Source organism: Sedimentibacter sp. MB31-C6, from assembly GCF_035934735.1.
In the GTDB taxonomy this organism is placed as follows: Bacteria; Bacillota; Clostridia; order Tissierellales; family Sedimentibacteraceae; genus Sedimentibacter.
In genome coordinates this window covers 254,613-276,467 of sequence record NZ_CP142396.1, presented here as the reverse complement: position 1 = coordinate 276,467, position 21,855 = coordinate 254,613, and the positions used below count along the sequence as shown (strand labels likewise).

The following is a 21,855-nucleotide window of genomic DNA, read 5'->3' as shown; positions in this document are numbered from 1 at the left end:
TAACGACTAATGGTGGAAAACCAGATATCAATAATGCAGAATATGTTTTATTTATGGGAGCATTCCCGGGACACAGTGGAAAGCCTATGCAGGCTATAGCTCGTCAGTCAGCTAAAGCTTTAAATGATGGGAATGTAAAAATTACAGTGGTGGATCCTGTAATGGTAGGTGGAGCAGTAAATCCATTGCTTAAAAATTCTAAGTGGGTTCCTATTGTACCAACTACTGATGGGGCATTTGGAATGGCTATGATTCAATATATAATTGATAACAAAAAGTATGATGAAAAATATTTAAGCTCACCTAATTTAGAGGCAGCTAAGGAAAAAGGCTACAATTCATGGAGTAATGCATCACACTTAGTTATTGTTGATGAATCTCATAAGAATTACGGAAAAATGTTAAGAGCCGAAGATGTTGGGTTCATAGTTCCTGAAGATGAAAAAGAACCTTTCATGACAATTGACAAAGCTACAGGAGATGCAAAATTTATAAAAGATGTTAAAGAAGCAGATATTCATTTTGTGGGAGCAGTAAAAGGAATCAAAGTGAAAACAGCATTTGTAATATTAAAAGAAACTGCTGATGAACACACCTTAGATGAATATGCAGCAGATTGTGGAATAGATAAAAATACTATTATTGAAATAGCCGATGATTTTACTTCTCACGGAATGAAATCATCTGTTGATACATTAGGCGGTACAGCTACATCTAACGGATTAGATTTAGCTTTTATTGTGAATGTATTATCAACATTTGTAGGAAGCATGAATAAAAAAGGTGGTATTTTCCCAAGAAGATACTCATACAAGGGTTTAACAGATGGTGCCCGTTACAAACTTAGCACAATTGAAGGAAAACCTGCTAATAAAGCTTTGTCTTTGAGCAGGGCTGGAGTTAGCTACGAAAGTACTGATGAATACAAGTTAAAAGTTGCTAAAGGAGACAATCCATATCCAAGCAGATTGCCTTGGCATCCTGTTGGTTCAGGCTCTGACAATCAGATGATATTCTCTATGATTAATAAATATCCTTACAGTGTTAAAATATTTATGAACTGGATGGCAAATCCTTTATTGGCTCTTCCAGCAGCAGCAAGAAAAGAAGTAATAGAAACATTAAAGAGTCCTGAAACAGTTCCATTATTTATTTCAGTGGATTGTTACATGGGTGAAACAACTGCTTTGGCAGACTACATAGTTCCTGATACAACACCTTATGAAAGCTGGGGACTAGCAAACGTAGAAGGTAACTTCTCAGGTAAAGCAACAACCTTAAGATGGCCTGTTGTTGAGCCTGCATCAATGAAGTTAGATGATGGCAGACATGCTTCATATGAAGTATTCTTGGTAGACGTTGCTAAAGCTATAGGAGTGCCAGGATTTGGAAAAGATGCAATCACTGATGTAGATGGCAATAAATATGACTTTAACGATGCTCATGAGTTCTATTTAAAAGGTGTTGCAAATTTGGCATATGATGGTGAAGCTGTTGATGATATTTCTGATGAAGAAATAGAAATGCAGGATTTAGAAACTGCAACAAGTAATTGGAAAGATGCTTTAGGCTCTGAAGAAGAGTGGAAAAAAGTTATGAATCTTCTTTCTAGAGGCGGTAGATTTGAAGACCATGGCGCAGGCTTTGATGGGGATAACAGAGTATTTGCAAATACTAAGTGCTTCTCTTTGTATAACGAAAAGTTGGCAACAAGCTACAATTCTATAACTGGTGAAAAGTTTGCTTACGGTACTCCTGCTTGGAATCCACAAAGATTCTTTAATGGAGAATTGGTAAGTGATGTGTTTGCTAAAGAAGAGTGGCCATTTAAAGCAGCAAACTATAAACCAAAATTCAGAAGTGTAAGTATGCTTGCAAACAGCAGCAGCTTAAAAGATATTAATTTAGGCAACAAAGTAGAAATGAATTCAGAAGATGCAAAAGCTTTAGGAATTTCTACTGGCGATAAAGTAAAAGTTACCCCTGCTACAGGTGGAGAATTTGAAGGAACAGCACTTGTAAGAGAAGGTATTGCAAAAGGAACAATTGGCGTGGCTTATGGTTACGGACATTGGGAATATGGAGCTAAATCCTTTACAATCGAAGGTAAAGAACAGTCAGATGCAGAAAGAGGACATGGATTCCATTTAATCGGTATAACTGACCCAAGTATAGAAGGAATTTTCGGTTTCAGTGAGGTTTCTACAGGAGGACCATCAAGAAATGGTGGAGCTTACAAAGTAGAAAAGCTTTAAGAAAGTCAATCCATTCCGATTATTATAATCGGAATGGACAATCTAAGTATGGAAAGAGGTAAATATGGACCAATTAACAATATGCAAACAAAGAAAAAAAATATATGAACTTCTTTCATATTGTTTACTTAATGTTCCTACAGATTCTCTTCTTCAAGTAATGAAAGAGGGACAAGAAGTATTAAAAGAGTTGATTGAGGACAGCAGCAATGAATTTTCAATTGAGTTGTCTGATATAGAAAAATATGAACAAGAATACTATGACAGGTTTTTTGTTCCCACTTCTTCATCATTTATACCACCCTATGAATCTGCCATAAGAAACAGATCTAAGAGTGGTAAGAAAATTAAGTTTGGGAAATTGGAAACAAAAGAAACCTTCCATGTGAAAGCATGCTATGAAATGGTGTCTTTTAATTTTCATAAGCTTAATATGTTCAAGTCTTTGCAGGATATACCATTTCCTGATCATATAGCATATGAAATGTCATTTATGACTTTTCTTGTTTCTGAAGAAGAAAGCTCGTTGGAAAAGGGCGAAGAAAAAAATGCACTAAGATGGCAAAATCTTGAGAGACAGTTTTTAAGTGAACATTTAAGCAAGTGGGTTGAAGATTATGCAAGATTGTCAGAAGAAAAGAACAAAGGCCTTTACAGTTATTGGCTTAATCTTTGTGCTGCATGGATAAAAGAAGATATTTTAGTATTAGAGCCAGAAAAGGAGTGATTTAATTGCCAGAAAATAAAAAGCGTTACGGTATGGTTATAGATTTGAGAAAATGTGTCGGCTGCCATGCTTGCACTGTTGCATGCAAGATGGAAAATGACGTGCCCCAAAACTGTTTTAATACATGGGTGGAAGAATGGGATCATGGCAGTTACCCAAATGTATCAAAAGTAAAATTGCCTAAAATGTGCAATCATTGTGTTGATGCACCTTGCCTTGAAGTATGTCCTGTTGAAGCGACATTTGCTTTGGAAGGCGGAAGTGTTGTTGTAGATGAAGAAAAATGTATAGGCTGCGGAGCATGTCTTGTAGCATGTCCTTATGAAGCAAGATACATGAAGCCGGATCAAAAGGCGGGAAAATGTACTTTCTGTGTAGGAAGAGCTGAATCAGGCTTGATGCCTGCATGTGTAAGCACTTGTATTTCTCATGCCAGGTACTTCGGTGATTTGAATGATCCCGAAAGTGATGTGGCAAAATTAATCAAAGAAAATGAAGTTCATGGGTTAAAAGAAGACTTAGGATTAGACTTAAGCGTAGTATATATAGGATTAAATGAAATAGGAACTGAACCTGCCGATAGATTTAAAGGCGGTAAAGAATAAAGATATTTAAGAGGAGTAATGTCTTTGGCAGAACTCCTCACCTTCAATTGAAAATAAGCAATCGTAAAGATTATTTATATATAGTAATTTTTATAAATTGACATTAAACTAACATTATCCAGTAAAACATTTAATAATAAAGTTATAGAGCGATGTACTAACTTAAAGGAGAGGATATTATTGAAAATCGGCACATCAGAATTAGTGGTAATTTTCGTAGTGGCATTGTTGGTGCTTGGACCGGACAAGGTTCCAAAGTATGCAAAAAAGGCTGGGAAATTCCTGAGTTCGATTAAGGTTTATGCTGACAAGCTGTCAGAAGATATTAATGAGAGTGTTGTAGAACCGATGGAAGAAATTAAAAAGCCCCTTAAAAAAGCCGTTGAACCATTGAAAAAAATTTCGAATGATGCTAATAAACCTATCAAGGATATTAAAAAATCCGTAAATGATATTGGAAAACTTCAAAAGAAGGAAGAAAATGTTATTTCGGTAGCTGAAGAATTAAAAGAAAATACTTCAGCGGTTATCACGGAAACACAAGAAAGTTTATCGCAAGAAACAGAAATTGTTCAAGAAAATTAATTATACCAGGAGGATATTATGTTTGGAAAAATTGGAACACAGGAATTATTAGTAATATTTGCTATTGTTTTAGTAATATTTGGACCAAAGCAGTTACCTAAGTTAGGAAAAACTTTCGGAAAAACTATTAAAGGTTTTAAAGATGGTATAGATGATGGTAATGAAGAGGATTCAAATACAGAAGAAAACTAATATTGGAGAATGAACCGTGAGTAAAAGAGCTGTTAAGAAAAAAGATAAAAAGCCCAGTGGCGAAATGGGTATAATTGAGCATCTAAGTGAATTAAGAAAAAGAATATTTGTCATTGTTATTGTCTTTTTAACCGTAGCAGTTGTTGGTTTTAATTTTTGTGATGATTTAGTGGCGCTGCTTGTAGATAAAGCAAAAGAAATCGGTTATCAAATGGTTTATATTGCACCGGGTGAATTGTTTTCACAATACATTAGATTGGCAATAGTTGGCGGCCTTGTTTTATCATCGCCAGTTATTTTGTTTGAAGTTTGGCTTTTTGTAAAACCTGCTCTTATGAAAAAAGAAAAAACGACTATGTTTTTGTCACTTTTAGCAGGCTTGATTTGCTTTTTGTTAGGTACATTATTTGCTTATTTCGTTGTAGTGCCGGTTACATTGACATTTTTCATTAGTGTAGATCAAAATCATTCTATTCAACCAACTATAACAATACAGAATTTTGTAAGCTTTGTATTGACTACTCTTATTACATTTGGAGCTATTTTTGAGATGCCGGTTGTTACAATTCTGTTAAGTGAATTGGGATTGTTAAAAACTGAATGGCTTATTAAGAGCCGCAAGGCAGTAATTGTTGTTATATTTATAATTGGTGCAATTATTACACCGCCTGATATTATTTCACAAATATTAGTTGCATTACCAATGATTTTGTTATTTGAAATCAGTGTATTAATTAGCAGAGTTATAAGAAAAAGAAAGAGAGATAATGAAGATGATGAAGATTAACGGATTCCCTTCGTTCAAGGAAGGACTTTACTAGGTAGAAAAAGCATAATTTAAACAACATAAAAAGGCAAGAATGAGATAAACAGTCTGTCCATTCTAGCCTTTGAACATAAGGATGTGAATATATGGCTGGAATTATGGATGTAGTTGGAATAATAAATAATTTAGATTATAGGCCAAAGTACGAGCGAGTAAAGTGCATAAAGAACATTTCTCCTAAGGCAAGCTGCAATATATGTGAAGAGGTTTGCAGTAAAAAGGCTGTAAAAATTAATAAAAAGGGAATAACCATAAGTGAAAGCTGTAACTTTTGCAATGAATGTGTTTCTCATTGTCCGACTAATGCATTAGTAGATACAGGCAGAAAGTTTATGGGAGCAGATAAAAAAATTTATTTGCTATGCAACAAGCATAAGCTTAATGAGAACATAAACAATAATTCACGAATTGAGTGCTTGAATTTTTTAAGCACTAAAATTTTATTAAATATATATAATAACGGCTTCAGAGAGATTCATACAAATTTAAATAAATGCGATAATTGTCAAAGAAGCCATAATCTGCAAATAGAATTAGATAGAACAAACATAATACTCAATAATTTAAACTTACCACCTATGTCAGTGCATAATGAAGATGTGGAAAATTTAGTTGAATATGTTAAGGAAGCAGAAAAGATAAAAAAGGATACTCCGATTGACAGAAGAAGCTTCTTTAAACATATGGCAAAGGATTTATTCGGTAAAACATATGAAATAGCACCACCTGCCATTAGGGTTCAGTTCTGGCGCTCGACAGGACAAATCCTACAAAAATGGCAGCAAAACAATGAAAACAAATTATCTGTTTATTTAGTTGATATAGATAAGGACAGATGCATTCAGTGCAAAGCATGCATGAAAATGTGCACCCATAATGTTTGGGAGGAAAACAACGATACAATTGTATTCAGAACATATTTATGTACCGGTTGCAATTTATGCAAAGATATTTGTCCAACAAAAGCAATTGACATAAGAGAAAATTTTGAAATAATAAATGAAACAATCTTTTTCAATACAAAAAAGGAATGTATATCTTGCAAAAAAGAATTCTTTGCATCTATTACAGAAACCGACGTTTGTCCGACTTGTACATGGAAGAACACAAAAAAATAATTGTCATCCTGAGCATAGCGAAGGATCTAATCTATTAACATATGAGATTCTTCACCTTTGGTTCAGAATGACAAGAACTATGCACCTAAAATGAAGTCTATTTACAATTTAATACTCCGAGTTTTACGAGCTAAGGGAAACTATGCTTGTATAACCTGGGTTTAAACCCCACAGGGTAGTCAGAGAAATCTGCTGTCCCCACGTTTGGAAAGGAGATGCATTAGGCTTATTAAGCTTACATTGGCATATTCCTGTGTAAGCTTTTTGTATGCCCTAACCCCATTTCTCAGAGTCCTTTTTCTGAGAAATGGATGGTAGGTCAACCGCACAGAATGCCAAATTTGTGCGACGCAAGGAGCAAACAAATTTGTTGCATTCCCCTGCGTATGTACCTTATAAAGTGACTTGAAATGGAGTAAGCATGAACGATATTTTAAAAAAATATAAATATGGAATAATGGTGATTACAATAATATTTTTATGTGTAATTTCCTTAACATTAGGGAAATTTCCAATTACCTACAATGATATATATGAAATTATGTCAGTAAGTTTTTTCGGAAAAGACTATGCAATAAATTCTGCAATGGAAACAGTTTTGTTTGATGTAAGGCTACCACGTATTTTAGCAGCAGTAATAATAGGAGGTTCTCTATCTGTTTCAGGAGCAGCATATCAAGGTATATTTAACAATCCGTTGGTATCACCGGATATATTGGGAGCCACTGCAGGTGCATCTTTAGGTGCTGCCATAGGAATTATATTTTCATGGAGTATAATAGGGATACAAATAAATTCGTTTATAACAGGTATTTTGGCTGTGGCTGTAACATGGTTTGTAAGCACTAAAGTAAGACAAAATAATCAAGTGCTTGTATTGGTACTTTCAGGAATGCTTGTTGGAACAATTTTCAATTCTTTTGTATCTCTTATAAAATATATAGCAGACCCTTATAATAAATTGCCTGCAATTAATTTCTGGCTGCTTGGGAGCTTGACGGCAATAGATATGGAAGATATTTTAATTTTATTAACTATAAATTTATTATCTTTAATTCCTTTATATTTTATGAGATGGAATCTCAATGTTTTATCCTTTGGAGATGAAGAAGCGCAAACATTAGGAATTGATACCAATAAAATAAGACTAATAATAGTATTGTTCTCAACACTGCTCACTGCATCCTCGGTAGCTGTTTGCGGTACAATAGGTTGGATAGGATTGGTTATACCGCATTTGGCGAGAAATATAGCAGGACCTAATTACAAAGTATTATTGCCTTCTTCATTTTTCATGGGCGGAGCATTTTTGTTAATAGTTGATACAATATCACGTACCATATTTTCTATAGAGTTTCCCATAGGGATAATTACATCACTTATAGGTGCACCCTTTTATCTATGGCTATTGGCACGATCAAGGAGAGGTTGGAAATGAGATTAAATGTAGAAAATTTAACTTTTAGGTATAATTTAGAAAAGACAGTATTTGAAAATATTTCATTTTCTTTGGGTGAAGGGGAGTGCTTATTTTTGTTAGGGCCTAACGGGATAGGAAAAACAACATTATTCAAGGTGTTATTAGGAATATTGAAAGCTGACAAAGGAAATATTACATTAGGAAATAAAAATATTTCTGGTTGGACAAGGAAGAAGATTGCCAAATTTATCGGATATGTTCCGCAGCACCACAACCCTCCCTTTTCATATACAGTTTTGGAGGTTGTTTTAATGGGAAGGACACCCCACTTAAACAGATTTGATATGCCATCTAAAAGCGATGAAGAAATTGCTTTAAAAGCAATAGAAAGCATAGGACTTAGTCATTTGGCAAGCAAAAGCTATACTAATATAAGCGGAGGTGAAAGACAGCTTGTGCTAATTGCAAGAGCACTGACACAACAACCCAAAATACTAATTATGGATGAGCCAACATCTAATTTAGATTACGGTAATCAGTTCAAGGTTATGAATCATTTACAAACACTTTCAAAGATGGGCATAGGTGTTATAATTTCTACCCATATGCCTGATCATGCAATTCGATACGGAACCAAGGCAGCGCTTATGAAGGGTGGTATTATTCATTCGACAGGTGACCCTAATGAAGTTATTAATAAACAAAACATCAAAGAATTGTATAATATTGATTCTGAATTAATTAACGTACAGGTTAGTGACGAAAATAAATTTAAAGTATGTATTCCTTATTAATCGCATAAGATGGAGGCTAAAATGAAAAAGAAAATATTATTATTAATTATATTATTAATTACTGCTTTATTGTTAGTAGTTGGATGCAACAAGAAAGAAGAAGTTAAAGAAACAGAAAATAGAACTGTTGTTGATATGGCAGGAAGAAGTGTAGAAATACCTGCAAATGTTGAAAAAATTTATGCAACAGGTACATTAGGAACAATTTTGATACAGACATTGGCACCGGAGAGCATTGCAGGATTAAACAGCGAAATGTCAGAAATGGAATTAAAGTATTTAGGAGATACAAACAAGGCTACTCCTGTGTTGGGCTCTTGGAAAGGAACTCAGTATAATGGCAATATTGAAGAGTTTTTAATGGTAAAACCTGATGTAATAATTAACATGGGAGATGTTTCAGAAGCTTATATATCTGATACAGAAGAAATTGAAAAACAAACAGGCATACCAGTATTAATGGTAGATGGAAGTATTGATAAAACAGCTGAAGCATATACCTTTCTTGGAGAAATATTGAATAAGGAAGATAGAGCAAAGAAACTATCAGATTATTTCACTAAAACAATGAGTAATGTAAAGGGAGTTATTAACAATATCCCCGAAGAAAAAAGAGTAAAAGTATATTATGCAATGGGGCCTAAAGGTCTTGAAACTGAACTTAGAGGGACTATTAATTCTGAAATAATTGAAATTGCAGGTGGTTTAAATGTTGCCAGCAGTAACTGGAAGTCAGAATCAAGAAGAATTCAGGTTTCATTGGAGCAAGTAATTCTTGAAAACCCTGATGTGGTTATTATTAGTATCGATGGCGACAGTAATCATCAAGTTTATAAGGATATAACAAATAGTAGTAGCTGGGGTGTTATTAATGCTGTTAATGATGGAAAAGTTTATGAAATACCCGGTATTCCATATGATTGGATAAATAGACCGCCTTCTGTAAACAGAATTATAGGAATTAAATGGCTTGCTAATATACTTTATCCTGATAAATATGAAATTGATGTTAAGCAGGAAATTAAAGATTTCTTTGAATTGTACTATTTATATGATATTACAGATGAGGAAATAGAAGAAATATTGGTCAATAGCAAGGTAAATTAAAGCGAGGTGGGGAAATGTCTTATAATGTTACAGGTATATTATTAGCAGGTGGTAAAAGTTCTCGTATGGGAAAGGACAAGGCTCTCATTAAGTACGGAGATGAGACATTTATGTCAAATTCTCTCAAGAAGCTTAACAAACTATTTGATGAGGTAATTGTTGTAGCAGATAATGTTGAAAAATATCATATAGAGAATGTGAAAATTATAAAAGACATTTATCCGGGAATGGGACCTATGGGTGGAATTCATGCAGCTCTTAAGGCAGCAAAAAATGACTGGTTATTTGTAATACCTTGTGACATGCCAATGTGGGAAGTTTTTTTAGTAGAGGAAATGTTAAAGCATCGATTAGACAATGATATTGTAGTTCCTTTAATAAATGACCATATGGAGCCATTATTTGCCCTATATAAGAAAACTTGCATACCGGGTATTGAACAATGTTTAAACAACAATATAATAAAGGTAATAGAGTTATATTCCTTAGTTAAAACAAATTATTTGGACTTAGAAAAATTATATCATGAGTTTAATCAATGCACTAAAAGTTTTTTCAATATTAATACTCCTGAAGACTTATACAATATGGTTAAAATTAACGGTCTTAAAACAAATGTTGAAATAGAACAGGCACTTAAGCTACTTCTATCTAAAACAAAAGTTACAAATAAAACTGAAATAATCCATATAAACAATTCATTAGGGAGAGTACTGTCTGAAAACATATATGCTCCGCAAAATTTGCCTGAATCACAGCGTTCATCTGTGGACGGGTATATTATATGTGATGAAGATATAAATGATGTTATGCTAAATGGATTTTTGAAATTAGCTGTTACAGATAAGGTGCCAGCAGGTTCCATACCGGTGAATTCTTTATCAAGGGGCAATTCACAAAGTGTTATGACAGGAGCAGTATTGCCTTTAAATTCTGCCGGTGTAATAATGCATGAACATGTGGAAAGAGAAAATTCATCTATAATTGTAAGAGGAAATATAAAAAAAGGGCAAAATATAATTGAAGCCGGCAGTGATGTAAAGAAGGGCGATATAGTTGCTTCAAAAGGAGAAATAATAAGCCCTGAATTGCTAAGTATTCTATCGTTTAACGGAATTTCTTTTATCCCAGTTTATTGGGTTATTAAAGCTTCCATTATCAGTACCGGTTCAGAGTTAATTTTGCCGGGTGAAAAATACAATACAGCTAAAACATATAACAGTAACATGTATTTTGCAGACAGTATACTGAAAAATTTAGGTGTTGAAACTGTTATGGGAGGAATCGCACCTGACAATGCAGCAAAACTTTCTGAAAAGCTTTCAGAGGCTATGAAAGAGTCCGATATAGTAATAAGTTTCGGAGGAGCATTTTCTGGAGAATATGATTTGATAGAGCAAAGTCTTTTGATGCTGGGAGCCAAAATTTTATTTTCAGGGATTGCTGTAAAACCTGGAAAATCATTTATAGCTGCCAAAAAGGATGAAAAATTGTTCTTATGTTTATCAGGTAGTCCCGGCTCAGCATTTAACAACGTACACTTAGTTGTAAAGCCTGTAATAAAGAAGCTTATGGGAATAAGTAATTTCATGCCTGCTAAATTAGAAATAAAAATTCCTGATGATTATGCAAACAAAAAGTCTTACAGAAGAATTTTGCAAGGAAGACTGCATTTGGAAAAAGGAGAATTGCAATTTAAAATTTTTGAAGGAAAAAGTATTTTTGATGTATTGAAAAAAACAAATATATTAATTGATCTACCATCAAAGGCTTATTTTAAAGCTGATGATTTAATAAATGTATATTATATTGAGGAGGACTAAATGAGTAAAGTAGTAATATCTGTTGTTGCTAAATCTGGTTCCGGAAAAACAACACTGTTAGAAAAGGTAATAAGGATTTTAAAGGAAAAGAATATTAAATTAGCTGTTATAAAGCATGATGCCCATAGCTTTGAAATGGATAAACCGGGCAAGGATACCTGGAGACATGCACAGGCAGGAGCAGATATAATAGCAATTTCTTCTCCTGAAAAATTTGCAATGATTGAAAAAAGAGAAAAAGAATTAACCTTAGATGAAATTGTTGATAGAATTGAAGGCGTGGATTTAATAATTACAGAAGGCTTTAAAAGACAAAATAAGCCAAAAATAGAAGTTTTCCGCTCAACAGCCCATAGCACTCTATTATGTGAACCGAACGAATTAATTGCAATTGCCAGCGACATCTCCTGGGACATAGGTATTCCATGCTACCATATAGATGACGCAGAAGGAATTGCAAATGAAATAATTAATTTTATGGAAAAACAGAAATAAAAAAATTAGTTCAGTACCAGGGAAAGCTTCGAGAAAATTTAATGAAGATATTATAAATTTCGATAAACAACATTAACTTAAACATAATAGCAATCTCAATTAATTATTATTTAATTGAGATTGCTTATTTTGTTATGTATATAAAATTGTAATGTAAATTTATTTAATAAACAAATTCCACTGTTACAAACGCCTCTGTCTGTATATTTCCTGGTACAATTGGAGTTGAAACAAATTCACGTTGAAATGGTTGTGGAGGTAAAGAACTGGTTTCAATAATATTAATAGGTATTGGTTCTGCTTTAATTCCTAAATTATTTAATATTGACTTAGCTTTTTGAATAGCATTTTTTATAGCCAGATTTAGTGCTTGTTGATAATAAAAGTCGCTATTAGAAACATCAAATGAAATAAGGTCAACAATGTTGGCTCCTGAATTTACAGATGCATCAATAATATTTCCAACTTGATTTAAATTACTAGTTTTTATTTCAAGAACATTTCTAACAGAATAACCTCTGTCTATTTGCCTTCCTTCGTCATAGTCATAAATTTTATTAATTGTATATTGAAAAGTTTTAACATCTGTGACACCAATTTGTTGAAGAACCTGTAGTATTCTTTGTACTATTTGAGCATTTTCAGATTGGATTTCAACTAGGTTTTCACCTGTTGTTTGTACACCTAGACGAATAATCGCAATATTAGGTGCAGTAGTAACTTTACCATGTCCTGTTAAAGTCATGGTTTTACCATTATGAGTGTTATGTACATCAGAAAAAGCTTTAGTCATTTAATGAACCACCTTCCTTAAATAATTAATTATTTATACCATTATATGTAATAATCTTAATACTGTAACTTATGACTAAAATATATATTAATTTTGTTATACTAGTGGAAATGTAAAAATATTATGGTAAAATAAGGCTTTGTAATGTAGTGTAAAATAAACCTTCTTTAAAATAGACAGAAAAACTTTTAATGATCTTTTAATAAATCATTAATAACAAAATAAGGTAAAAATAGTATGATTTAATGCAATATGGTGTGTTTTATAAATATATGAAAGATGGCTAGATAAGTTAAAATCAAGGTTTATTAAATATTACAATATATTAATAGTGTTAATTATTGACACAAATATTCAACTAGTGTATTATTAAACTAATACACTAGTATAAAACGCAAATTATTATATAATTAGGAGTCGAAAATGAAAAAAATATTTACACGTAAAAAATTAATAATTGTTTTACTAATTTTTATTGTTGCTGTTTCTGTATTTTTGGTGTTTAACAAAAATACGAAAGAACCAGTTTTCAATGCAAATATTATGTCTTTAGAAACTAAAACAATAGAACAGATTATTTCTGTAAAGTCTACATTAGATGGTATTGAAAAAGCCGAGGTTGTTTCTCCATTGAATTATGAAATTGTAGATATTAAAGTTAAAGAAGGAGATATTGTATCGAAAGATCAAGTTTTAGCTGTATTGGATAGTGAGGAACTTGAAAAAGACATTTCTGAAGTGGAAAGTCAAATAGAGTTAATGAATTTAGAACAACAAGAAAAGTTACAATCAAAGCAAATCGAGTATGATAAAGCTCTTTTGCAACTCAAAGAATTAGAAAAAAGTTATAATCAAAATCAAATATTATTTGAAAATGAAATTATAACAGAGGAAGCATTTAAAGATATAGAAAGTGAATTAAATACAGCAAAAAAAAATATTGAAAGCTACAATGTTGCAAATGGTAAAATTGTTTCAACACCTGCTGAAGAAAAACTTATTGAAATAAAGAAAAAAGAACTATTACAAAAAAAGGAAGATTTAGAAAAAGTTTATGTAAGAAGTCCTATAGACGGCACAGTTACAAGAGTAAATGTATTTTTAGGTAGATATGCCAATGATACAGAAAACGAGAAAGCAATGTTTATTATTGAGAATTTAGAACAGCTTCAAATGAAAGTTTATATAAGTGAATATGATATAGGGAAAATTAAGAAAGGACAGGAAGTCGAAATATATTCTGATATTTTAGGGCAAGATTTTGTAAATGGAACTGTGGCAAGAATATCACCTACAGCTGAACAAAAAGAAAATAATTCTATGGAAAGAGTTATACCTGTTTTAATCGAAGTATTGGAAAAACCAGATGAACTTATAGCAGGAGTTTTAGCTACTGCTAAAATTAAAGTAGATAAGTCTGAAGATGTTTTAACAGTTCCGTCAGGTGCATTAATACAGGAAAGTGACTCTGCTTTTAAAGTTTTTGTTATAAATAGTGACAATACAATTAAATCAATATCTGTTGAAATTGGTCTAGAAACTGATTTAGAGACAGAAATTTATAGTTCTGAGCTGACCGAAGGGATGAAAGTTATAATAAATCCTGATAATACATATGTGGATGGAATGACAGTTACTCCCAATGAAATAGGAATGGAGTAGGAATATAATGGATAACATAATAAATATTAATAAATTAAACAAAATTTATAAAAATGGTTCTGTAGAAGTACATGCTTTAAAAAATGTAAATCTTGAAATAAAACGTGGAGAATTTATTGCAATTATGGGCCATTCTGGTTCTGGTAAATCTACTCTTATGAATATTCTAGGTTGCTTAGATAAACCAACAGATGGTGAATATCTGTTAGAAGGTATAGATATAAGTAAAAAAAATCCTGATGAATTATCATTTATTAGAAATAAAAAAATAGGTTTTGTATTTCAAGCTTTTAATCTAATACCAAGAACTAATGTGTTAAAAAATGTTGAGCTCCCCATGATATATGCAAAAACAAAACCGCCTCAAAGGAAAAACAGAGCATTGGAATTGTTAGAAAAGGTGGGTCTTAGTGATAGAATAACTCATCTGCCTAATGAATTATCTGGTGGTCAAAAACAAAGAGTAGCAATAGCTCGAGCTTTAGCTAATAATCCTCCAATTATTTTAGCAGATGAACCTACTGGTAATTTAGATACTAAATCCTCTGAAGAAATTATGGAGTTGTTTACAAATTTACATAAAGAAGGAACTAGTGTAATTTTAGTTACACATGAAGTTGATATTGCAAGATATGCTAATAGGGTTATAGTATTTAAAGATGGAAATATTGTAGAAGACAAAATGAAAGAAGGTGTCTATAATGATTTGGCTAGAGAATATTAAAATAGCATTTCAGTCAATTTTATCAAACAAGATGCGTTCTTTGCTTACGATGCTTGGAATTATTATTGGCATAAGCTCTGTAATTTCAATAGTTTCCATAGGAGACAGCATGAAAGGAGTAATGGACGATATATATAAAGATATAGGGAAAAATCGAGCTTATATGTATGTAGGCAATATTGAAGATTTTAGGTCAACTGATTTTTTTTCAATGGAAGATATTGAGTTACTTAAGGAAAGGTTTGGAGATAAGTTAGCTTACATATGTACTGATGAATCATTGAGAAGTGATGTTACTATTAATAGAAATACTATTAAATTAAGAATGCAAAGTGTTGGTGGAAATTATAGGGATGTTCAGGAAATTAAAATGTTATATGGTAGGATGATTAACGAAAATGATGTCGAAAGGAAAAGTAAAGTTATTGTTTTAGAGCAAAATGCTGCATTAAAGTTATTTGGAAATGATAATGTTGTGGGAAAAACAATAAGAGTAGATATAAAAGAAAACAAAGAAGACTTATTAATTGTCGGTGTATATAAAATTGAACAGTCTCCTGTTTTATCACTTCTTCAAGGTCAAAGTGTATATGAAAGTAGTTTTATACCATATACGACTGCATTTCCGTCATATTATGGTTTTTATAGTTTAGACGTATTTGTAAACGAAAAGTATACAATAAATTATGTTAAAGATGAAATTGTTTCTTATGTAGCTAATTTAAAACATAGAGAGCCAGAGAATTACATATTTTATACAGTAGAAGAAGATCAAGCAATGGTGAATAATGTTGTGGGTGGATTATCTGTAGCTGTTGGTGCTATAGCTGCAATATCATTAGTAGTTGGAGGTATTGGAATTATGAATATTATGCTTGTTTCTGTTACTGAAAGGACTAGAGAAATAGGTATAAAAAAGGCACTAGGAGCTAGAACAAATGATGTTTTATTTCAATTTTTAATTGAATCTGCCACTCTATCAGCAATAGGTGGTATTTTTGGAACTGCTTTTGGAATAGGTTTAGTCATGTTAGGAGGCTCTTTAATATCTATACCTATAGTTGTCAATCCTGCTTCAATTATAATTGCTGTTGCATTTTCAACTATTATAGGTATCTTTTTTGGGTATTATCCTGCAAAAAAAGCAGCAAAGTCGGATCCTATTGAATCATTAAGATATGAATAATATTAAATTGTTAGTTTTGACAACTCTTTATGTTAATTTTGACGATTTGCCGCAGGAGTATTAACTATGTGTTAGTATAGTTTGGTATACCGAGTAAAAGGTGTAACTTGCTCGGTTAAGCGGTGGAAGTAATTGTGTCACAATTACTTCCAAAGTTATAATTAAAAGTTGGCAGGTATTTAATATGAACTTTAATACATTTATTTTAAAAATTTATAACGTTTCATTTCGTCTCATAGGAGAAGAAAATAAAGCTAGTGATATTGCAACTCTAGCAGTTGATAGAGTATTGACGAAATTTAATTGTCAAGAAACAATAACGGATAAAATGCTTAAAATTTGTTCAATGGAAGTATGTTATATTTTTCTTACCGAATCAAATACAATTTGTAATATAAAAGATTTTACATCACAGATTGATAATAAGATTGAAAATTTAGTACAAGCATCAATTTTGATGCTCGAACCTTTAAATAGAGTCGTAATAGTTTGGAAAGATATATTAGGATATGAATTAATAGAATTAAATGATATAGTTAAATTGCAAAAAAAAGAACTTAATTATTTATTATTTAATTCTCGCAAACATCTCAAAGACCAATTATCAAAGTTAAAAATTTCACAAAAGTAAATTTATATGGTATAATATTATATAATAATTAAGAAAATTAGCAGGTGATAACATGTTACAAATTGCAGTGTGTGATGATGATAATATTACTTGTTTACAGATAGAAAATATGCTGAAGGAAATTAGTAAAGATATTTTTGAAATTATAGAGGTGGAAATTTTTCTTTCAGGGGAGGATTTATGTAAATTTTTATCTGAGAACAATCATTTTGATATTATATTGTTAGATATTGAACTTCATAAATTAAATGGAGTTGAAGTAGGAAAAATTATTCGGGAAAAAATGAATGATGAAATAACACAAATTGTCTATATTTCTGCTAAAGAAAGTTATGCAATGGATCTTTTTCAAATAAGACCATTGAACTTTCTAATAAAGCCTATAGAATACGATAAATTGTTTGATGTTATTAAAATGGCGACTAAATTAATAGAAAAAAGCAATCAATGTTTTGAGTTTAAAAATGGTAATTCTATTTATAGAATACCATTTCAAGACATTATATATTTTGAAAGTGATAGAAGGAAAGTAAATATTATTTCTAAAGGTGAAATTCAAAGCTGTTATGGTAAATTATCAGAAGTTCAAAAACAACTTTATAATCAGGATTTTATAACAATTCACAAATCATTTTTAGTAAATTATAAACATGTAATTGAGTATCAGTATGAATATGTAAAAATGTCAGATGATAAAATTTTGCCTATAAGTCAAAATAACAGAAAATCTGTTAGAAATCAATTACTGCATCGAAAACAAAGGATGAAATAATTATGAATAGTATAAATATTGTTTATATGATTTCTAATATATTTGGAATATATGTAATTTATAAATTTATGAATATTTTTTTTAACACAAATGAGGTTAATAGAAAATTGGAGGTACTATCATATATATTTTACTATATTGTAATAGGACTTGCTTTTTTATTTTTTAATAAGCCTAGTATGTATTTGATTATTAACATACTTATGTTTTATTTAATAACTTTAAATTATCCTTCTACATTAAAATTAAAATTAACTGCAACTATTTTAACATATGTTATTTTGGCAATTCTAGAAGCCTTTGCTGTTATAACAGTAAGTTTTTTGAATATAAATATAATTGCTTTAAATGACGATTTACAAATGATAATTGTATTAATTAGTTCGAAAATTTTTTCTTTTGTGATAATTCTTGCTTTATCAAATTTTAAATTAGTCAAAGAAAGTATAATTGTATCACCGCAACATTGGTTTTCTATAATAATAATTCCAATTGGCACCTTAATATCAACAATTATTTTAATTTCTGTAATTAATGATAATAATTTACTTTTAATTAATATAAGTGTTATTATTATGTTTATGATTAATATTCTAGTATTTTATCTTTATGATTCAATAGTGAAATTCGATAATGAAAAAATGGAGAATGTTATTTTACAACAACAAAACAATGCTTATTGTAAACAATTTGAACTTATTAATCAGTCTCAGGAAAATATAAAAATACTTAGACATGATTTAAAAAATCATATTACATCTTTACAAATTATGATTGAAAAAAAAGACAATAAAAGTGCATTAAGCTATCTTAAAAAAATTTATGATTATGTTAATTGTTCAAATGAATATGCTAAATCTGGAAATTCAGAGGTGGATAGTATATTGAATTACAAAATTAATGAAGCAGTTAAATATGGTATTAACGTAAATTTAAATTTGAGTATTCCAAAAAAACTAAATATTCATCCCTTTGATTTAAGTGTTGTTTTGGGAAATATAATAGATAATGCTATAAGAGCAACAATAAATACAAAAGAAGAAAAAGAAATATGCATTTCTATTGAATATGAAAGAAATGTTCTTTATTTAAGTATGATCAACCCTTTTAATGGTAATGTGTCCTATAAAAACAGTGAATTAGAGACAACACATAATGATATAGAGAATCATGGCATAGGACTCAAAAGTGTTAAGAAATCTATTGAAAGGTATAATGGTGTATTAGATATTTATTACACAGATAATATGTTTTATACGGATTTATTGCTTTATAATCCTGTCAATAACCTTACAAAGTAAATATTGGACTGATTCTCAATTAAGTATATTTGCATGACTTTCTTTATTACTTATTTTTAACTTTATTAGCTTCTTTTAATTCTGCAAAATGATTGCAACGCTTGGAATCAGATTCGATTTCCCAATGTATTATTAATGTTAAAGCAGCTCTTAACACTACAATTGAAGCTAGTATTATAAGCTCATCAATCGTTCTAATAACAAGAGTTTTCAGAATCTCTGCTCCTAGTTTAAACTCAAGAGCCATAGCTAGCGCTTGGGAAAATTCTATTTTTACAGTTTCATCAGAAAACTTAAAAAATCTAAAGGCGTACCTAAAAAATGTTTTTATTGCAGAATACATAACAATAAAAACTCCAATTAGTTCTAGCATATGTGCCAAATTAGGAACTATAATTGAAATCAAATGTTCTAACATATTTTCCTCCGAAAAGATAATATAATCGATAACTTAATAAGAAATTTTAATACAAGCTATATAGAATTATAATAAACATATCTGCTAATGTCAAATGCCATTTCGTAATACCATATTATATCCTTGCTACACTGCGGTATCGGGACGCATAAAATGCGGCCCTTACAGAATCGAACAGTAGAAGCGGTAAGCATATAATGCATAATATGTCAACTAAATGATATATATATGTAATATATCATTTAGTTGACATATTGTCTATTAATTTTAAATATATATAACTATAAATGGGAGGTGAGGAAGTGTTAATTGCTATTAAGAAAAAAAATATAATGATTTTTTTAGTATGTTGTGTATTTTTATTTGCTTTATTTTTTATAATTGAGAATTCTAATAATTTTTCTATCACTACATCAACAGAAATAACAAATTGGGGATTGAGTTTTAGAGAGAATGGAAAATCTCCATTAGGAAATGCAACACCAGAATATCTAAAGAAGTATAATTCATATTATGTTGATGGAACAGACGATAAAGTTATATATTTAACTTTTGATGCTGGATTTGAGAATGGCTATACACCTCAAATTTTAGATATTCTAAGTGAGCATGATGTAAAGGCCGCGTTTTTTTTAGTTGGTAATTATATAGAAAAAAGCCCTAATTTAGTAAAAAGGATGGTTAATGAAGGGCATATTGTAGGGAATCATACATATAATCATCCAGATATGTCAAGATTATTAGAGTTAGAAGCTTTTAAAGAGGAATTAAATTCTTTGGAGGAATTATATAAAGAAACAACGGGGCAGGATATGCCTAAGTTTTATAGACCTCCTCAAGGTAAGTTTAACGAAGAAAATCTTAAAAATGCAAAAGAACTTGGGTATAAAACAATATTTTGGAGTCTTGCTTATGTAGATTGGTATGTAGATAAGCAACCAACAAAAGAGCAAGCTTTTAGCAAATTAATACCTCGTATTCATCCGGGGGCAATAGTTTTATTACACAGTACATCTCAAACTAATGCAGAAATTTTAGATGAATTATTATCTAAATGGAAAGAAGAAGGATATAAGTTTAAAACTTTAAATGATTTAAAATAACATACTTTGTTGTTATAATTAGTAATTAGAATTTATAAATGGGAAGCGATTATATATTATCCTTCCTGTTTTTTATTTAATATTTTGGATATTTTTACTTAGATTTGAAAGAATAAACTAAGATAAATGAAAAGCAAAGGAGAAATTTCATGCAAAGTAAGAGATTTAAGCTAGGGCTTATATCAAAAATAATACTCGGTATTATTTTTGGTTTAATAATTGGTATCGTCGCACCGAATTGGTTTATTCAAATATTTGTAACATTTAGTTCAATATTTGGCAACTTTCTTGGATTTATTATTCCACTTTTAATTTTAGGGTTTGTAACAGCGGGAATTGCTGAACTTGGAACAGGTGCAGGTAAGCTTTTAGGTATAACTATTGGTATAGCTTATTTGTTTACCTTAATAGCTGGTTTATTTGCATATACTGTTGGAGTATCATTATTACCTTCAATTATTACACCAGAAACTGCTGGAAATATTACTACAGCTAAAGCAGATTTAGAGCCTTTTTTTATAGTTGAAATGCCTGCTATTATGGAAGTAGTATCAGCTTTAATTTTAGCTTTCTTGTTAGGATTGGGAATAGCAGCAATTGACAGCGATCCGCTAAGAAAAATTGCTAATGACTTTCAAAAAATTATTACCAAAGTAATTGAAAGTATAGTAATACCATTACTACCTATTTACATAGTTGGGATTTTTGGAAATATGACATATACTGGACAGGTTATGACTGTGTTTTCAGTATTTTGGAAGGTATTTTTAATTGTAATATCTTGTCATATACTTATTATTTTATTTCAGTTTGCAATTAGTTGTTTTATAAGCAAAAAAAATTACTTCAGAAGTTTAAAGATACAAATTACTGGGTATATGACAGCTTTAGGAACACAATCCTCTGCTGCAACGATTCCGGTTAACATACAATGCTCCGAAAAGATTGGCATTTCAAAGGGGATTAGAGAATTTGTTATTCCGCTTTGTGCAACAACTCATATGTCTGGTAGCACAATAACATTAACTATTTGTGCTATGTCAGTTATGATGTTAAATGGAGTACCAATAGTATTCAGTGCTTTTTTTGGATTTATAGCTATGTTAGGTATTACAATTGTTGCTGCACCTGGAGTACCCGGAGGAGCAGTTATGGCTTCTTTAGGAGTATTAGAATTGATTTTAGGATTTACTGAGCCAATGATAGCATTAATGATAGCTTTATATATTGCTCAGGATAGTTTCGGTACTGCTTGTAATGTAACAGGAGATCAAGCGGTGGCAATGATAGTAGATAGAATTCAAGAAAATAAGTAGTT

22 protein-coding genes and 1 riboswitch are annotated in these 21,855 nt (G+C 30.8%); of the genes, 20 read left to right on the top strand and 2 right to left on the bottom strand.

Annotated features, from left to right (window positions below; all coding sequences use genetic code 11):
• The first annotated feature begins 26 nt into the window (after window positions 1-26).
• From U8307_RS01385 to mobB, 12 genes are all read left to right on the top strand, one after another.
• Window positions 27-2,255 (top strand): molybdopterin dinucleotide binding domain-containing protein, encoded by a 2,229-nt coding sequence (locus tag U8307_RS01385; RefSeq protein WP_326911514.1) that lies wholly within the window; start codon window positions 27-29, stop codon window positions 2,253-2,255.
• Window positions 2,256-2,319: 64 nt separating this feature from the next.
• Window positions 2,320-2,982 (top strand): TorD/DmsD family molecular chaperone, encoded by a 663-nt coding sequence (locus U8307_RS01380; protein WP_326909529.1) that lies wholly within the window; start codon window positions 2,320-2,322, stop codon window positions 2,980-2,982.
• A 5-nt stretch (window positions 2,983-2,987) separates the two neighbouring features.
• Entirely contained in the window at window positions 2,988-3,587 is a 600-nt protein-coding gene (locus U8307_RS01375) for a 4Fe-4S dicluster domain-containing protein (RefSeq protein ID WP_326909527.1), read from the top strand.
• Window positions 3,588-3,767: 180 nt separating this feature from the next.
• Complete coding sequence (locus U8307_RS01370; RefSeq protein ID WP_326909525.1) at window positions 3,768-4,172, top strand: twin-arginine translocase TatA/TatE family subunit; 405 nt, start codon at window positions 3,768-3,770, stop codon at window positions 4,170-4,172.
• Window positions 4,173-4,190: 18 nt separating this feature from the next.
• Window positions 4,191-4,364, top strand: coding sequence for a Sec-independent protein translocase subunit TatA/TatB (locus U8307_RS01365; protein ID WP_326909523.1), 174 nt, complete (start codon window positions 4,191-4,193; stop codon window positions 4,362-4,364).
• Between the two features lie 16 nt (window positions 4,365-4,380).
• Complete coding sequence (gene tatC / locus U8307_RS01360; protein WP_326909520.1) at window positions 4,381-5,151, top strand: twin-arginine translocase subunit TatC; 771 nt, start codon at window positions 4,381-4,383, stop codon at window positions 5,149-5,151.
• Between the two features lie 125 nt (window positions 5,152-5,276).
• Window positions 5,277-6,308, top strand: a complete 1,032-nt coding sequence (locus tag U8307_RS01355) for a 4Fe-4S binding protein (protein ID WP_326909518.1) — start codon at window positions 5,277-5,279, stop codon at window positions 6,306-6,308.
• Between the two features lie 102 nt (window positions 6,309-6,410).
• Window positions 6,411-6,539, top strand: a riboswitch (molybdenum cofactor riboswitch).
• A 190-nt stretch (window positions 6,540-6,729) separates the two neighbouring features.
• On the top strand, window positions 6,730-7,746 hold the full coding sequence (locus tag U8307_RS01350; protein ID WP_326909516.1) for a FecCD family ABC transporter permease: 1,017 nt from the start codon (window positions 6,730-6,732) through the stop codon (window positions 7,744-7,746).
• Window positions 7,743-8,522, top strand: coding sequence for an ABC transporter ATP-binding protein (locus U8307_RS01345; RefSeq protein ID WP_326909514.1), 780 nt, complete (start codon window positions 7,743-7,745; stop codon window positions 8,520-8,522). Before U8307_RS01350 ends, U8307_RS01345 begins: the two co-directional genes overlap by 4 nt.
• Window positions 8,523-8,543: 21 nt before the next feature.
• Entirely contained in the window at window positions 8,544-9,629 is a 1,086-nt protein-coding gene (locus U8307_RS01340) for an ABC transporter substrate-binding protein (RefSeq protein ID WP_326909512.1), read from the top strand.
• 14 nt (window positions 9,630-9,643) lie between these two features.
• Window positions 9,644-11,452, top strand: a complete 1,809-nt coding sequence (locus U8307_RS01335) for an NTP transferase domain-containing protein (RefSeq protein WP_326909510.1) — start codon at window positions 9,644-9,646, stop codon at window positions 11,450-11,452.
• Complete coding sequence (mobB, locus tag U8307_RS01330) at window positions 11,453-11,947, top strand: molybdopterin-guanine dinucleotide biosynthesis protein B (protein ID WP_326909509.1); 495 nt, start codon at window positions 11,453-11,455, stop codon at window positions 11,945-11,947.
• A gap of 163 nt (window positions 11,948-12,110) precedes the next feature.
• On the opposite strand, the gene U8307_RS01325 is transcribed toward mobB, so the two are convergent.
• The gene (locus U8307_RS01325; protein ID WP_326909508.1) at window positions 12,111-12,740 is read right to left on the bottom strand and encodes an SIMPL domain-containing protein; all 630 of its coding nucleotides are present in this window, start codon (window positions 12,738-12,740) and stop codon (window positions 12,111-12,113) included.
• 423 nt (window positions 12,741-13,163) lie between these two features.
• Between U8307_RS01325 and U8307_RS01320 the strand changes: the two genes are divergently transcribed.
• The 6 genes from U8307_RS01320 (at window position 13,164) to U8307_RS01295 (ending at window position 19,016) form a co-directional block, all read left to right on the top strand.
• Window positions 13,164-14,402 (top strand): efflux RND transporter periplasmic adaptor subunit, encoded by a 1,239-nt coding sequence (locus tag U8307_RS01320; RefSeq protein WP_326909506.1) that lies wholly within the window; start codon window positions 13,164-13,166, stop codon window positions 14,400-14,402.
• A gap of 7 nt (window positions 14,403-14,409) precedes the next feature.
• Window positions 14,410-15,126: an ABC transporter ATP-binding protein gene (locus U8307_RS01315; RefSeq protein ID WP_326909504.1), complete on the top strand. Its 717-nt coding sequence runs from the start codon at window positions 14,410-14,412 to the stop codon at window positions 15,124-15,126.
• On the top strand, window positions 15,104-16,312 hold the full coding sequence (locus U8307_RS01310; RefSeq protein ID WP_326909502.1) for an ABC transporter permease: 1,209 nt from the start codon (window positions 15,104-15,106) through the stop codon (window positions 16,310-16,312). Before U8307_RS01315 ends, U8307_RS01310 begins: the two co-directional genes overlap by 23 nt.
• 184 nt (window positions 16,313-16,496) lie before the next feature.
• On the top strand, window positions 16,497-16,943 hold the full coding sequence (locus U8307_RS01305; protein ID WP_326909500.1) for a hypothetical protein: 447 nt from the start codon (window positions 16,497-16,499) through the stop codon (window positions 16,941-16,943).
• A gap of 52 nt (window positions 16,944-16,995) precedes the next feature.
• A complete protein-coding gene (locus U8307_RS01300; RefSeq protein WP_326909499.1) occupies window positions 16,996-17,715 on the top strand; it encodes a LytR/AlgR family response regulator transcription factor in 720 nt (239 codons plus the stop codon).
• A 2-nt stretch (window positions 17,716-17,717) separates the two neighbouring features.
• Window positions 17,718-19,016: a sensor histidine kinase gene (locus U8307_RS01295; RefSeq protein ID WP_326909497.1), complete on the top strand. Its 1,299-nt coding sequence runs from the start codon at window positions 17,718-17,720 to the stop codon at window positions 19,014-19,016.
• A 46-nt stretch (window positions 19,017-19,062) separates the two neighbouring features.
• Here U8307_RS01295 and U8307_RS01290 read toward each other — a convergent pair whose 3' ends face one another.
• Window positions 19,063-19,434, bottom strand: a complete 372-nt coding sequence (locus U8307_RS01290; RefSeq protein WP_326909495.1) for a DUF1622 domain-containing protein — start codon at window positions 19,432-19,434, stop codon at window positions 19,063-19,065.
• Window positions 19,435-19,736: 302 nt separating this feature from the next.
• Here U8307_RS01290 and pdaA point away from each other — a divergent pair, with 302 nt between their 5' ends.
• Window positions 19,737-20,537: a delta-lactam-biosynthetic de-N-acetylase gene (gene pdaA / locus U8307_RS01285; protein WP_326909493.1), complete on the top strand. Its 801-nt coding sequence runs from the start codon at window positions 19,737-19,739 to the stop codon at window positions 20,535-20,537.
• 149 nt (window positions 20,538-20,686) lie between these two features.
• Window positions 20,687-21,853: a dicarboxylate/amino acid:cation symporter gene (locus U8307_RS01280; protein ID WP_326909491.1), complete on the top strand. Its 1,167-nt coding sequence runs from the start codon at window positions 20,687-20,689 to the stop codon at window positions 21,851-21,853.
• The last annotated feature ends 2 nt before the right edge of the window (window positions 21,854-21,855 follow it).